Source organism: Sphingobium sp. RSMS (assembly GCF_005406185.4).
In the GTDB taxonomy this organism is placed as follows: domain Bacteria; phylum Pseudomonadota; class Alphaproteobacteria; order Sphingomonadales; family Sphingomonadaceae; genus Sphingobium; species Sphingobium fuliginis.
In genome coordinates, this window is sequence record NZ_CM191258.1 from 21,800 (window position 1) to 36,483 (window position 14,684).

A 14,684-nucleotide genomic window follows, 5' to 3' on the forward strand; every position below is an offset into this window, starting at 1 on the left:
CAGATGATGACGAGCCGAGCCGAAGGCCACCGAAGGTAAAATGGCGGTTTTCCGTGACCCGGCGCGCAGCCTACTCAAAGTAGGTGGGCACCGGAAGCACGGAAAAGCGTCATTTGCAGGCCGTCAGGGCTGAATGTCGATTGGCTCTAAAGCCCGCTGTCGTAACGCGCCATCTCCTCCCGATAGCGCGCGGTCATCCGTTCCTGATCCGCCGGGGGAATTTCCTCCTTCAGATGAAGGAAGCGGTCATTTTCCTCCTCATAGACATGATGGGCGACCGCGCCCCTGATATGCTCCAGCTTTTCGCTCCAATCCTCGCTCAGCGGATCGAGCGCTTCCAGCAGCGCAAGCTGGACCTTGGCGGCCTGCTGCTCCTCATAGGCCATCGCCATATGCGTCTTGTGACCGTGGGAAAGCTGCGGGTAGATGACCGCCTCCTCCGCGCTGGAATGGGCGGTCAGAAGCGCGGCGAGCTTCCTCTGGGCGCGCGTCCGGCTGGATGCGTCCATCGCCGCCTCCGCCTCGCTGAAGGCCATTTCGATCTGCTGGTGGTGCTGGAGGATCTGGTCGAGCCAGTCCCCCGCCATGGCCGCCGCCCGCGCCTTCTCCCGCGCGCGGGCGCGGTCCTCTTCCGATTCCGGCGGCGTGACGGCTGCGACGATCCTGTCGATGACGGACATGGGATGCTCCTCTGCTCATGGGCGTGACTCCCATGCAAGCGCCGCACCGCGCCCCCGGTTCCTGGACGGCGGGCCAAAGCGGAAGGCCGCTAACACAGGTTTAAGGGGCGTTCCCTTCAATAGCTCCCGTTGGTGACGACGATGCTGGCGCTCACCGTGGGGGAGGGCATGGGTATGAAGGCCGCATAACGCATCATCGGACTGCCGCTCATGTCATAGCTGACCCGCACCCGGAACGTGCCGGTCGCATCGGGCCCTGCCGTGACGACGGGCCCGCCCCCCGCCGCCAGCAGCGTGCCATAGCCGCCGATCACCGCCTGCGCCCGGCCCTGCGCCAGCGCCGTGCGTTCCGCCGTGGAAAGCCCCGCCACGGCGGCGCGGGCGCCCTCCACCGCGGCATGGCGCACGCCCATCAGCGCGGCGAAGTAGAAGGAATAGAGCACGACCGCAAAGACCAGCATCAGCAGCGCAGGCGCCAGCAGCGCGAATTCCAGCGCCGCCAGCCCCCGCTCGCATGTCCGCAGCCGCCGCGCCGCGCGCATCCCGATCAGCCCGGATTGACGCTGTTGAACATCGTCGTGAAGGCGGCGCCCAGCTGCGTGCGGAAATTGGCGCCGACCGCGACGATGGCGGCGACCACCACCGCGCCCAGCACGGCATATTCCACCGCCGTCAGGCCTTTCTCATCCCGCGCCAGCTTCGCGATCAGCGAACCCAGAAACTTGTTCATGCTTGTCCTCCAATCCCCTCCGCAAAGGACCGGCGGCGCATGGCGAGGGGGAACCGCGCGCCGCCATGAAAACTCACACCAGCACCGGCACCCCGCAGCGCGCGCCCGTCGCCCAGAGCGTCGCATGGCCAAGCTGGACGCCCAGCGCGGCGAGCAGATTGGTGACCAGCGGATCGATGGTGGTGCCGACCAGCCCGGCGACCGGATTGACCACCGCGCTCGACAATTGGGACCGGGCGAGCGCCCGGGTCGCGTCGCAGACGATCGGCAGGCATGATCCCAGCAACGTCACCTGCAACCCGTCCTGTCCGCCAAGGCTGCCCACCAGCGATGTCAGCAGCGGCCCGACCTGCGCCCCGTTGCCGATGCTGGCGGGCGTGCCGGGCGATCCGGGACGGCCTATGCGGCCCTGCCCGCCGGGGCCGAAGACGACGGCGCCGCTCGCGCCCATGACCGGCTGCGCCACCGCGCGGCTGTCCACCGCGACGACGCCCAGCACATTGACGATCTGGACCGGACGCACGTCGGCGGCGGACAGGGGCGGCATCGGCCGCGTCATGGCGCCGGCGGGCAAGGCGCCGATATAGGCGTTGACGAGGCCGCTGCCGGCCTGCACCGTCACCCGCGTGTCGCGCGCCTGTTCCGCCGTGTCGGGGCAATCGATGGCGCTGACCTGCCCCTGCGCCGCCGCAATGTCGATCGTGACCGGCAGGTTGACGACGATCAGCGGAACGCCCAGCAGGCTGACATTCCTGATCCCGACATCCAGTTGCAGCCGCAAGGCGGACGTGGAAACGCCGGTCTCCCCCGCCGGACCGAAGGAGAAGCGGGGCCGGTCCATCGGCCCGGTCGCCATCGCCGCCAGCAGGACGCTGCTGCCCGGCGCCACGGTGCCGACCGCGTCCGACAGGTCCACCGCGCCATTGCCCGCCTGCACCGCGTAGGAAAAGAGCTGATAGGCATTGATCCCGGCGCGCAGGGCCGGTTTCTCGTCCGCCCCGCCGACCGGCATGTTCTTCCACACGCCCAGGCCGAACAGGCCGTTGAGCGGCACGGCATATCCATTGCCGACCTGCCCGGCCAGCAGGTTCAGGGTCGCGGCGGTCGCGCTGTTGTCGGCCGCGCTGGCGGCGGCGGCGAGCAGGTCGCGAAGCGCCACCGTGCGCGCGGTGAGCGCGCCATAGCTGCCGCTCTCCCCGACCCGCTGCGCCAGCGCGTCGAAGAACAGGCCGGCATCGACATGGCTCGCCATCAACGCCTCGACATCGGCGGTGGAGAGGCGCAGCTTGATCCCCAGCAGCGCGCTCAGCAGGTCGTTGACGCTGTTCACCAGCGCATTGGTGACGGTCAGCACGCCGGAACTGATGCCGATCCCCGCCTCGTCGATACGCGCCGCCGTGGCGCTGGCCGACAGGTCGGGCAGGGGGTTGGCCGGACCCAGCACGCGCATCAGGAACTGGCGCGCCGGCTTCCCGGTGCGGATGCGCACGGCGTTGACCCGCCCATTGCCGGGACAAAGCGCCATGCTCGCGTCGAAGCGCTGCGCCGCGCCCAGCCCCGCATCGGCGCAATAGCGGCCCAGTTCGACCGATCGGAGAATGGCCGGATCATATCCGTTGCGGCTCAGGCTATCGCGCGCCCGCGCCGCCGCCTGCGCCGGATTCTGCGCGGCGGCCAGCGCAGCCGCATCGGTCGCCGCCCGCAGATTGCGCAGGCTCACATAATAAAGCCCCCCATCCAGCGCGAACCCCGCCGCCCCGATCAACACCGCCCCCAATGCCGCGATCAGCGGCGCGACGGCGGCGGATCGGTCGCCAGCCAGCCGCCGAAGCCATGCCCGACGAAACGCGATGCACAGCGCCCGGATCATCGCGCCCCGTCCACCGCCCGCTCGACCCGCCGGCCGATGGACTCCAGATAGCGCTGCCGAATGACCGCAGCCTCCTCCGCCGAAAGCCCCGCATCCTCGCGCACCGGGGCCTTCAGCTGCGCCTCCACCACCCGCCGCGCTTCGCCCGCCGGCGCCGGCGCCGGCGCGGGCGCAGCCGCCATCAGCAACAGCACCACCATCTCATCCTCCCTTGCCGATCCGCGCCGCTTCCGCCGCCAGTTTCTGCCGCAGCGCCCCGTCTCCCGCCCGGCGCAACCCGGCCTCCGCCTCGTCGCGCCGCCCGCCGATGATCAGCGCCAGCAGCAGGTTGTTGCGCACCACCGCCAGTTGCGGCCCCAGATCGCTCGCCCCGCGCAACGCCTCTATCGCCGCGCCGACCCGCCCGGCCCGCAACAGCGCATAGCCAAGCGCATTGCGCGGCAGCGGATCGGCCGGACTCGCCCGGCTCGCCCGCTCGTACCAGGCCGCCGCCTCGTCCCACCGCCCCCGCGCCGCCAGCAGATGCCCGCGCACCGCGCTGACCCCACCGCCCGCCGTCTCCGGCGGCAGGACCACCACTTCCGCCGCGTCGATCTGCCCGAGGTCGATCAGGCTGTTGACCCGCAGCAGCCGCGCCTCGGCATCGCCCGGATAGCGCCGCTCGAAATCGTCCAGATAGGCCAGCGCCGCCCGTGGCCGCCCGTCGGCCCGCGCCTGGTGGATGAGTTGCAGATACAGCCCTCGCGTGTCGGGCGCTTCCTCCGCTTCCCCCGGCGCGGCCGCCATCAGCATCGCCGCCAGCATCAACCGCCTCATTGCGACACCCCCCGCAAAGTATCGAAGATCGCCACCACTGGCGGCCCGCCCAGCACCACGAACAGGGCGGGCATGAAGAACAGGATCATCAGCACCACCATGCGCACGGTGATGCCGCCCATCGCCTCCCGCGCGCTGGCGACGCGGCGCTGGGTGAACTCCCGCACGAATTCGCGCAGGGCGGGGGCCAGCTCGACCCCCTGGAACAGCGCCTGGCGGAACAGCGCCGCCAGTTCCTTCGCCCCGTTCACCGCCACCCGCGCCGCCCAGCGGTCCAGCGCCTGCTCATAGCGCATGCCCCGGTCGAGATCGGCGACCAGCATCGCGATCAGCCGCGCATGGTGCGGCACCGCAATGGCCTCGTCCCGCGCAATGGCGCGGAAGCACTGGTCCAGCGAGATGCCGCTTTCCAGCATCATCAGCATCAGGTCCAGCAGGAAGGGAAATTCCGCCATGATCGCCCGCGCCCGCCGCGCCGCGAGCAGATGGATCGCCTGCTTCGCCCCGACATAGGTCAGGCCGGCGGCGATGACGATCAGCAGGGGCCGGGCAAGGAATCCGCCCCAGCCGATCCGCGAAACCAGCATCGCCGCCAGCCCCGCGCCGACCGTCGCCGCCATCCGCGCCCAGACGAACCGGTCCGCCGCCCGCGCATCCTGGAACCCCGCCAGCATCAGCCTGTCGGCAATCTCCGACCGGTCCCGCCCCCTGGCGGCGAAGGCCACGGGCAGGCGGAAGCCCGGCCGGTCGCCCGCCATGCCCAGCCGCGCCTCCAGCCGCCGGTCGGCCAGCAGCATCCGCACGCCCATCGCGGCGCAGGCGACGCCCAGCGCCGCGCAAAGGAGGAACAGCGCCCCCATCAGAAGGCCAGCCTCATCACCCGCCGCATCACCAGCATGCCCATGCCCTGCAAGACCAGCGCGATCGCCGCCAGCCGATGCCCGCGCGGATCGCGCAGGAAGAAACCGATATAATCGGGGTTCATCGCCACCAGCGGCATGACGATCAGCACCCGGCCGCTGATCTTCGCTTCGGAAATGGCGGCCTTCAGCTCGCGCTTGATGCGGATGCGCTCGCGCAGGATGTTGGCCAGGTTCAGCAGCACCGCCGAAATCGACCCGCCATAGCGCATGTTCGTGCGGATCGCGGCGGCCAGCATCGATATTTCAGGAACGCGCAGCCGCTCCGCCAGCACCTGCATCGCATCGGCCACCGGCGCGCCCAGCTCCAGCCGCCTTGCGACCGGCGCGATATAGCTCCGCACCACGGCGGGCGCGTCGGCCAGCGCCCGGTCCAGCGCCTGCGCCAGCGAATTGCCGACCGCCTGCATCTGCCGCACCGCGTCGATATAATGGGGCAATGCCTCGATCAGCGCCTCCACGCGCCGCTGCGCCCGCCGCCGCACCCAGCCGACCAGCGCCATCGGCACGCCCGCCACCACCGCCAGCGCCGCCACCGGCCCCGCCGCCAGCAGGGCGAACAGCGCGATCAGCAGCAGCCCGCCGCCGACCATACCCAGCGCCCGCGCCGTCACGTCGATCTGCGCCTGCGCCAGCAGCGGCGCCATCCGGTCCGGCGCCGCCAGCACCGCCGGGCGCGGCATCGCCGCCGTCGGGGCCAGTCCCAGCCGCCGGTCGATCGCCGCCCGCTGCCGCGCCTGCCGCGCCAGCAATGGCCAGCCGATCCCCATCAGGATCAGCAGCGACAATATCAGAAAGGCCGCCCCGCTCAGCACGGCCGCCCGCCCCGATAATCCCTCAGCCGCCCCGCGAAAAACGGCCGCAACGACAAAGTGCGAAATTCCCCCGTCCCCGACAGCGCGGGCTGCTCCTGAAAGGCGAACAGTTCATTGAGCGAATAGGCGTCCCCCTCCAGCCCGGTGACTTCGCTCACCGACATCACCCGCCGGCTGCCGTTGGACAGCCGCTGCAACTGCACCACCACATGCACGCTGTTGGCGATGAAGCGCCGGATCGCCCGCACATCGCTCTGCACCCCGGCAAAGCCCAGCAGCATCTCCAGCCGCGCAAAGGCGTCCCTCGGACTATTGCCGTGCAGCGTCGCCATCGACCCGTCATGCCCGGTCGACATGGCCTGCAACATCTCCACGGCCTCGACGCCGCGCACCTCGCCCAGGATGATCCGGTCCGGCCGCATCCGCAGCGCATTGCGCACCAGTTCGCGGCTGCTCACCTCGCGGCTGCCGTCGACCGTCGGCGGCCGCGTCTCCAGCCGCACCACATGGCTCTGCCGCAACTGCAGTTCGGCGGCGTCCTCGATGGTGATCAGCCGCTCCCGGTCGCCGATGAAGGTCGACAGCATGTTGAGCAAAGTCGTCTTGCCCGCCCCCGTCCCGCCGCAGATCAATATGTTCAGCCGCGACCGCACCGCCGCGCTCAGATAAGCCGCCATGTCCGCGCTCATCATCTGCGCCGAAACGCAGTCCTCGATGGTCATGCTCTGCAACCGGAACTTGCGGATAGAGAGCGTCGGCCCATCCAGAGCCACCGGCGGAATGACGATATTCACCCGCGACCCGTCCGCCAGCCGCGCATCGACATAGGGACTGGCCTCATCCACCCGCCGCCCGATCGGCCCGACGATCCGCTGGATGATGTTCATGAGGTGCGCGTCGTCGCGAAACCGCGTCTCGACCTTCTCCAGCAACCCGCCCCGCTCGGCATAGATATGCCCCGGCCCGTTGACGATGATGTCGTCCACCCCTGGATCGCGCAGCAGCGGCGCCAGCGGGCCCATGCCCGCCACCTCATCCTCGACATCCTCGATCAGCAGCAGCCGCTCCGCGCTGTTCAGCGCCATCTGCCCACGGCGGCTGCGGCTGGCGACGACCTGCTCTATCTCCTCGCGCAGCGCCCTCGGCCCCAGCGTCTCCGCCGTATCGCCCCGCGCCTCCAGCTGCTCGATCAACTGGGCGCAGGTCTGCGCCTTGGCGATCTGATAGATGTCGCTCATCCGCTGCGCCGCCGGCTGCGCGACAGGCGCCATCCGCACCTCCCGCGCCGGAATGAAGCCCTCTTCGCCGGTCAGCAGGCTCATGACGCACGCTGGACGACGCGCAGCATCGCCCCCCGCAACCGGTCGATCCCGCCGGGCTTCGGCGCGACCCCGCAAACCCGCCGGATCGCCGCCATATAGGCCCCGCCATCCGCCTCCATCGCCATCGGCCGCCCGGCGTTCAGCGCATTGCGCATCCGCGCCCGGTCGATGGGCAGCGCCAGCGCCGCGCCGACCCCCAGCGCATCCGCCATCCGCCGCCCATCCAGCAGCACGCCGGGCAGATGGTCCCACACCAGCAGCCGCATCGCCTCTATCCGCTCGCGCTCCGTCCCGATCCTGTCCAGCAGGCGGCGGCACGCCTCGATCTCGCAAATGGTCTGGCCGCAGAGCAGTTCGACCCGATCCGCCTCCGCCACCACCTCGCGCAGCAGCCCGCCATGGCGCAGGCTCCCCGCATTCAACACCACATGCCCGCAACAGCCCAGCAGCCGCCGGATCAGCGCCGCCAGGTCGCCCGGGCCCAGTCCTGCCGGTTCGGCGCCGGTCCCGCCGTCGAAGGTCAGCAGCATCAACCCGCTCGGCCCATGCCGCGCCACCGTGCTGGCCAGCAGGCTGGCGTCCAGCCGGTCCATGTCGCTGATCGCGGACGCCAGCCCATAATCGACGCCCAGGTCCAGATAGGTCGCCGCCGCGCTCGTCGGCAGGGTGCAGTCGATCAGCAGCGTCGATCCCCGCGCCGCCGTGGCGACGGCCATGTCCGTCGCCACCATCGCGCAGGCGTCGCGATCCGCTCCCAGCAGCAGCGTCAGCCGTCCCCGGCTGCCCCGGTCCGCCGCCGCCTCGTTCAACAGCCGCGCCAATATGGGGGCGATCTCCCCGCGCTCCCCGTCGCGCGGAACGACGTCGTGCACGCCGGCGCGAATGGCGCGCAGCAGCGGCCCCGCCTCCATCTCATCCGTCGCCAGCAGCACGGGCCGCCCGCCCGCGCCCGCCACCACGGCGCCGATCGCGACCGACAGGGCGCGCTCGGGCGGAATGGCGGCGCGGTCGATGACGATCAGCGCCGGCCCGTCCAGCGCCTCGCTCTCGACCGATTGCGCCAGCTCGACCGTGGCGCGGCCGCCCGCCGCTTCCTCGATGCGCTGCGCCAGCATCCGGTCGACCGACAGCAGAAGGATCTTCGCCATGCTCACCGCCGCACCACGCCGAAGGGCGCGCTGGACTGGTCCAGCCCGTCCGTGCCCAAAATCATGTCGCCTATCCCCGGATCGATGCCCGCCGTCGCCGCGCCGGGCAGGGGCGGCACCTCCTCCGGCTTCACCGGCCCCACCAGCCGGGGCGTGGCGACGATGATCAGCTCCTGCTTCTCCTTCTGGTTCTGCTGCCGCTTGAAGAAGGCGCCCAGCACCGGAATATCGCCCAGAAGGGGCGTCTTCTCCTTCGTCACCGTCTGGCTGGAATAGCTGAGGCCTGCGATGACGAAGCTCTGCCCGCTGCCCAGTTCGACCGTCGTCTCCGCCGACCGCCGCCGCAGCCCCGGCACGACATAGCCCTGCAACTGCACGCCATTATTATAATCGAGTTCGCTGACCTCCGGCGCGATCTTCAGCACGATATGCTCCTTCGACAACACGAAGGGCGTCACCGACAACCGCACCCCGAATTCCTTATACTGGATGGACAGCGTATTGCCGGACCCCGAAACCTGCGGCACCGGCACCGGAAACTCGCCCCCGGCCAGGAAACTCGCCTGCTCGCCGGACCGCACCAGCAGGGTCGGCTGCGCCAGCAGCTGCGACAGGCCGTTGGAGGACAGCGCGCTCAACACCGCCCCGATCCCCCGATTGGGGGCGGAGAGGAACAGGTTGAACGCATTCTGGATCGGCGCGCTCGCCTCCAGCGACAGCCCATCGGGATTGAAGGATGCGCTCCCCAGACTGCTGGGCGAAACGATCGCCCCCTGAATATCGCCGGAAAGCCTGGAGAAATTGAACCCCAGCGCCTTCAGCGTCGTGGCGGACACGGCGGCGAACTGCACATCCACCGCCACCACCTGCTCGCCCGCCCGGACCACCGGCGCGCTCGCCGCCGCATCGGCCCCCACGCGCACCGGCTCTCGCGCGATCAACCCGCCATCGCCGCCATAGACGCTGACGGTCGCCTCTCCCTCGCCGATCGCCGTCAGCCGCAGCGACCGGGCCGAAGGCGCGGCGACGGCCAGCACCCCCTCCCGATCCACCTCGACCCGCCCGATGGCGCGGGGGTAGGACAGGACATGCTGCTCCTTCACCCGCAACGCCGTCTGCGCCATCGCCCCCAAGGGCAAGGCCAGCGCGATCAACCCGGCGACCGGCCATAGAGCAGCGCGCCGCCCATAAACACCGTCATCCCAGCGTAAGCTGGGATCTCGTGAGGCCAGACCGCGCCCTATCGCCGGAGATCCCGGCTTCCGCCGGGATGACTGAAAACAAGACCAATCCGCGTCCCTGAACCGGATCGAAAGGCTCAACCCAAAATGCCCGGAATTCCTCAACGCCCGCCACTCCCCGAATAGATGGTCTCGCGCCGGTCGCCCACGACCAGTTCGATGGCATGCGCCGCCGGGCGGACCACGGCACGCGGCGCAGGCACCGCCACCACCCTAGGCGCGACCGGCGCGACCCCCGGCTCCAACCCGGCCGAAGCCGCGACGGCCACCGCCACCTGCGCGCTATCCGCCGGATTGCGCAGCGACAGCGTCAGCGCGCCCGTGCTTTTCGCCAGCGACAGCGTCGACACCTGCTCCGGCGTCAAGGCCAGCGTCACCGTCCGCGCAGGCGGGGGAGGGGCGGCCAGCGCCCCCTCCACGCCGTCATTGGCTCCGGACGCCTGCTGCGTCCCCACCACCACTTCACCGACGGCCAGAACCTGCACCATCTGCAACAGCGTCTGCGCCCGGCTGCGTCCGGCTCCCCGCGCCCCGCTGATGGCGTCCGCCCCCGGATAGACGACCTGCACATCCACCCGGTCGCCCGGCCGGACCAGCCCGGCCACGGCGATCTCCGCCGTCGTGTCGATGCTGATGGCGCGCATCCCCATGGGCACGCGAATGGCGAGCTTGCTCTCCATCCCCACCGCGTCGCGGGCGATGAGCGCCCCGGCCGGAATCTCCCGCGTGGCGACCTTCCCCACCACTTCGGCGGATGTCGCGGCATAGGGAAAGCGCGCCGGATCGCCCGCCGCATTGCGGATCATGGCGGCGCTGATCGTCTCCCCGGTCCTGATCGCCCGCGCCGCCTGCACCAGCAGGGCGACCGGCGCAGCCACCCTTGCCGGCGGGCCCCGGCCCTCAACCGTCGCGGCGGAAGCCTTCCGCAATTCCCTGACGCCCAGCAGCAGAAAAGCCGAAGCGGCGGTCAGCCCGATGGCGATCGTCAGCCTGGCCCTCAAACCCAAACGCATCGCTTTCCCCCATGCGCATATTGCGTGAACGCAAAATGCTTCGACCGAGGGAATTCATAGGCTTTGGGCGATTGTCAGGGCATGAAAGAAGCAACCGGAATGGTGCAAAGTCATGGAGTGCGGACAGGGCGCGAAAAGCACGCTTTGCATATGGTGCCGCCGGGATTTTGCGTCCGCCTGCTACGCAAAAGCAGCCGCGATTGATCCGAACCGGTTCCGATTGCCCCACAATCCCCCGTGCTACTGCCCTGGCTTACGCCCCCCTTCGGGCCGCAGGAGCACACAGCAAATCAAACCGGGGAGTTCGCCCCCTCAGGCATCCACCGAAATCACCCCGCGCCGTATCTGATCCAGCTCGATGCTCTCGAACAGGGCCTGGAAATTCCCGTTCCCGAAACCCTCATTCCCCTTGCGCTGGATGATTTCGAAGAAGATCGGCCCAAACATATTCTCGGTGAAGATCTGCAGCAAAATCCCCTCGCCATTCTCCACCGACCCGTCGATCAATATCCGGTTCCGGCGCAGCCTCTCCAAATCTTCCCCATGCCCCGGCACCCGCTTGTCGACCAGCTCATAATAAGTCTCGATCGTATCCTGCAACCTGACGCCCCGCGCCCGCAACTTCTCCACCGTGTCGTAGATATTGTCGGTGGTCAGCGCCAGATGCTGAATCCCCTCGCCATGATATTGGCGGATGAACTCCTCGATCTGGCTCTTGTCGTCCTGACTTTCATTGAGCGGGATGCGAATGGCCTTGTCCGGCGCGATCATCGCCTGACTGAACAGCCCGGTCGCCTGCCCCTTGATGTCGAAATATTTCTGCTCCTCGAACCCGAACAGCGTGCGGTAGAACTGGCTCCACACCCGCATCTGCCCGCGCCGCACATTATGCGTCAAATGGTCGAGCAGATCGAGACCGACATTGTTCGCCGCCTCGGCCTCCCGCCACCCGGCAAACTCCGCCCAGCCCGCATACGGGTCTTCCCCATCCCTGATGAAATAGAGATAGGAGCCGCCAATCCCCTGGATCACGGTGTCGTCCTCATCGGTCGGCTTCGCGCCATGCTCCAGCGCCCATCGCATCGCCGCCTCCGGATCGGCCACGCGAAAGGCCATGGCGCTCGCGGACGGCCCATGCTCGCCCCGGAAAGCCGCCACCCGCCCGGCATCGTCGCGGTTCAGCATCAGGTTGATGCGCCCCTGTCTGTAGCGGGTGATGTTCTTGGTCGGATGCCGATGGCTCGCGACGAAGCCCAGTTGTTCGAACTGCCGCCCCATGGCTTCGGGATCGGGCGAGGTGAATTCCACGAATTCGAAGCCGTTCAGGCCCAGCGGATTGATGATGTCGGCCATGAAGGCAATCCTCTCGATTATGGAAAAGGCGCGATGCCCGCAGCGAAAACAGGACCGGTCTCCGGCGTCAGCATGCCATCTTCGCCCGCGCATGGTCCTGCGTGCCGCGATGATAGACCCGGTCCTCCGCCAGCACCGCATCGGGCGCCAGATCGCTCGCCCCTTCCAGCGCGCGATAAATCGGCCCGAAGTCCACGTCCGAAGTCCTGCGCAAAAGATCCTCGAAACTGTCGATGACGAAATAGCTCTGCTGATAGTCGTCGATCCGGTATTCGGTCCGCATCAACCGCTCCAGATCGAATCCGATCCGGTTGGGCGAAGCATCGTCCAGCGCGAACACCGACTCGCCAAAGGATGAAACGATCCCCGCGCCATAAAGCCGCAGGTCGTCGCCCCGCCGCATCAGCCCGAACTCCACCGTGTACCAGTAAAGCCGCGCCAGATGATCGATCGCCCCCATATGGTCGGCCCGCAACCCGCCTTCGCCATAGGCCTGCATGTAATCGGCAAAGGCCGGATGGGTCAGCAAGGGCACATGGCCGAACACGTCATGAAAAATGTCCGGCTCCTGCAGATAGTCGATCTGCTCCGGCTTGCGGATGAACCGCCCCGCCACGAAGCGCCGATTGGCGAGATGCTCGAAGAACACCCGATCCGGCACCAGCCCCGGCACCGCCACCACCTGCCAGCCGGTCCGCTTCATCAACCGCTCGGACAATTCGGCAAAGTCGGGAATCCCCGGCTTCGTCATCCGCAAAATATCCAGCCCATCCAGAAATTCCGGCACCACCCGCCCGGGCAGCATCGCCGCCTGCCGTTCGAACAGCCGGTCCCACATCGCATGCTCGTCGGGCGTATAGGCCGCCCAGTCCTGCGGAACCGTCCAGTCCGCAGCCGCGCCTTCGGGAAGTGTCAGTTCCGCATGTGCCATAGGAAAGCCTTATCGCACGCCAGACGGGAAAAGGGGTTTCAATTCCGCGCCCATTCCCCGTTTTCCTGAAACAGGATCATCACATCACCCAAAAATCTGAAACAGTGTCATCCCAATATTCCCGGCAGGTCCAACCCCTTCTCCCGCGCGCAAGTCCGGGCAATCTCATAGCCCGCATCCGCATGCCGCATCACGCCGGTCGCCGGATCGTTCCACAACACCCGTTCCAATCGCCTGGCCGCCGCCTCGGTTCCATCCGCAACGACCACCATGCCCGCATGCTGCGAATAGCCCATGCCGACCCCGCCGCCATGATGCAGCGAAACCCATGTCGCCCCCGAAGCCACATTCAACATCGCATTCAACAAAGGCCAGTCGCTCACCGCATCCGACCCGTCCATCATCGCCTCCGTCTCCCGATTGGGCGAGGCGACCGACCCCGAATCCAGATGATCCCGCCCAATCACCACCGGCGCCTTCAATTTTCCCTTCGCCACCATCTCGTTAAAGGCCAACCCCAACCGATGCCGGTCCCCCAGTCCCACCCAGCAAATCCGCGCCGGCAGTCCCTGAAAGCGAATCCGCTCCCGCGCCATGTCCAGCCACCGATGCAGATGCGCGTCATCGGGCAGCAACTCCTTCACCCTGGCGTCGGTCCGGACAATATCCTCCGGATCGCCCGACAGCGCGGCCCAGCGAAACGGCCCAACTCCCCGGCAGAACAGGGGCCGGATATAGGCCGGCACGAACCCCGGAAAATCGAAGGCGTTTTCGACCCCCTCATCCTTCGCCATCTGCCGGATATTATTGCCATAATCGGTCGTCGGCACCCCCGCCGCCTGAAAGTCGAGCATCGCCCGCACATGCACCGCCATGCTCGCCTTCGCCGCCCTAGCCACCGCCTCAGGCTCCCGCTCCCGCCGCTCGATCCACTCCGCCACGGTCCACCCGATGGGCAGATAGCCGTTCACCGGATCATGCGCGCTGGTCTGGTCGGTCAGCAGATCGGGCCGCACCCCCCGCCGGAACAGTTCCGGCAAGACCTCCGCCGCATTGCCCAGCAACCCCACCGAAACCGGCTTCTTCTCCCGGCAACTCTCCCCGATGATCGCCAAGGCCTCGTCAATCGAGGAAGCCGCCACATCCAGATATCCCGTCCGCAACCGCATCTCGATCCGGCTCGGCTGACACTCCACCGCGAGGCAGGAAGCCCCCGCCATCACCGCCGCCAGAGGCTGCGCGCCCCCCATTCCACCCAGCCCGGCGGTCAGCAGCCACTTGCCCGAAAGATCGCCCTGATAATGCTGCCGCCCCATCTCGACGAAAGTCTCATAGGTGCCCTGCACGATCCCCTGCGTGCCGATATAGATCCACGACCCCGCCGTCATCTGCCCGTACATGGCGAGGCCACGCCTATCGAGTTCGTTGAAATGCGCCCAATTCGCCCAATGCGGCACCAGATTGGAATTGGCGATCAGCACCCGCGGCGCATCCGCATGCGTCCGGAACACCCCCACCGGCTTCCCCGACTGCACCAGCAGCGTCTGGTCCTCCTCCAGCCGCGTCAGCGTCTCGACGATCCGGTCATAACTCTCCCAATCCCGCGCGGGCCGCCCGATCCCGCCATAGACGACCAACTCCTCCGGCCGCTCCGCCACATCGGGATGCAGATTGTTCATCAGCATCCGCAAAGGCGCCTCGGTCAACCAACTCTTCGCCCGCAGAACGGTGCCAATATCCGCCCGAACAACACGCCCATTATCGATCCGAGTCATCGAACATCCTTCCATATTCCCTCTCCCACCGGGAGAGGGAGGGAGCCGCGCAAAGCGCGGCGGAAGGGTG

Annotated in this window: 15 protein-coding genes; all 15 read right to left on the bottom strand. The window is 68.2% G+C overall.

Annotated features, from left to right (window positions below; all coding sequences use genetic code 11):
- Positions 1-146: 146 nt before the first annotated feature.
- Positions 147-680, bottom strand: coding sequence for a hemerythrin domain-containing protein (locus tag EGM87_RS18300; protein ID WP_025551554.1), 534 nt, complete (start codon positions 678-680; stop codon positions 147-149).
- A 116-nt stretch (positions 681-796) separates the two neighbouring features.
- On the bottom strand, positions 797-1,222 hold the full coding sequence (locus EGM87_RS18305; protein ID WP_025551556.1) for a TadE/TadG family type IV pilus assembly protein: 426 nt from the start codon (positions 1,220-1,222) through the stop codon (positions 797-799).
- 5 nt (positions 1,223-1,227) lie between these two features.
- Positions 1,228-1,410: a Flp family type IVb pilin gene (locus EGM87_RS18310; RefSeq protein ID WP_025551558.1), complete on the bottom strand. Its 183-nt coding sequence runs from the start codon at positions 1,408-1,410 to the stop codon at positions 1,228-1,230.
- A 73-nt stretch (positions 1,411-1,483) separates the two neighbouring features.
- The gene (locus EGM87_RS18315) at positions 1,484-3,280 is read right to left on the bottom strand and encodes a TadG family pilus assembly protein (protein WP_025551560.1); all 1,797 of its coding nucleotides are present in this window, start codon (positions 3,278-3,280) and stop codon (positions 1,484-1,486) included.
- Positions 3,277-3,480 carry a hypothetical protein gene (locus EGM87_RS18320; protein ID WP_103001658.1) on the bottom strand — a complete coding sequence of 68 codons (204 nt, stop codon included), beginning with the start codon at positions 3,478-3,480 and terminating at the stop codon, positions 3,277-3,279. The genes EGM87_RS18315 and EGM87_RS18320 overlap by 4 nt, the downstream gene beginning before the upstream one ends.
- Position 3,481: 1 nt before the next feature.
- Positions 3,482-4,084, bottom strand: coding sequence for a tetratricopeptide repeat protein (locus tag EGM87_RS18325; protein WP_025551562.1), 603 nt, complete (start codon positions 4,082-4,084; stop codon positions 3,482-3,484).
- 8 nt (positions 4,085-4,092) lie between these two features.
- A complete protein-coding gene (locus tag EGM87_RS18330) occupies positions 4,093-4,956 on the bottom strand; it encodes a type II secretion system F family protein (RefSeq protein ID WP_025551563.1) in 864 nt (287 codons plus the stop codon).
- A complete protein-coding gene (locus EGM87_RS18335) occupies positions 4,956-5,831 on the bottom strand; it encodes a type II secretion system F family protein (protein WP_137708687.1) in 876 nt (291 codons plus the stop codon). The genes EGM87_RS18330 and EGM87_RS18335 overlap by 1 nt, the downstream gene beginning before the upstream one ends.
- Positions 5,825-7,153 carry a TadA family conjugal transfer-associated ATPase gene (locus EGM87_RS18340; protein ID WP_137708686.1) on the bottom strand — a complete coding sequence of 443 codons (1,329 nt, stop codon included), beginning with the start codon at positions 7,151-7,153 and terminating at the stop codon, positions 5,825-5,827. Before EGM87_RS18340 ends, EGM87_RS18335 begins: the two co-directional genes overlap by 7 nt.
- Complete coding sequence (locus EGM87_RS18345) at positions 7,150-8,301, bottom strand: CpaE/TadZ family protein (protein ID WP_103001776.1); 1,152 nt, start codon at positions 8,299-8,301, stop codon at positions 7,150-7,152. Before EGM87_RS18345 ends, EGM87_RS18340 begins: the two co-directional genes overlap by 4 nt.
- Before the next feature lie 2 nt (positions 8,302-8,303).
- Entirely contained in the window at positions 8,304-9,425 is a 1,122-nt protein-coding gene (locus tag EGM87_RS18350) for a type II and III secretion system protein family protein (protein WP_044662947.1), read from the bottom strand.
- Positions 9,426-9,643: 218 nt separating this feature from the next.
- The gene (cpaB, locus tag EGM87_RS18355; protein ID WP_137708685.1) at positions 9,644-10,555 is read right to left on the bottom strand and encodes a Flp pilus assembly protein CpaB; all 912 of its coding nucleotides are present in this window, start codon (positions 10,553-10,555) and stop codon (positions 9,644-9,646) included.
- 312 nt (positions 10,556-10,867) lie between these two features.
- Positions 10,868-11,908: a 4-hydroxyphenylpyruvate dioxygenase gene (gene hppD, locus EGM87_RS18360; protein WP_061937105.1), complete on the bottom strand. Its 1,041-nt coding sequence runs from the start codon at positions 11,906-11,908 to the stop codon at positions 10,868-10,870.
- A gap of 67 nt (positions 11,909-11,975) precedes the next feature.
- Positions 11,976-12,839 carry a phenylalanine 4-monooxygenase gene (gene phhA / locus EGM87_RS18365; RefSeq protein WP_025551576.1) on the bottom strand — a complete coding sequence of 288 codons (864 nt, stop codon included), beginning with the start codon at positions 12,837-12,839 and terminating at the stop codon, positions 11,976-11,978.
- Between the two features lie 107 nt (positions 12,840-12,946).
- On the bottom strand, positions 12,947-14,614 hold the full coding sequence (gene hutU / locus EGM87_RS18370) for a urocanate hydratase (RefSeq protein ID WP_065847677.1): 1,668 nt from the start codon (positions 14,612-14,614) through the stop codon (positions 12,947-12,949).
- Positions 14,615-14,684: the final 70 nt, after the last annotated feature.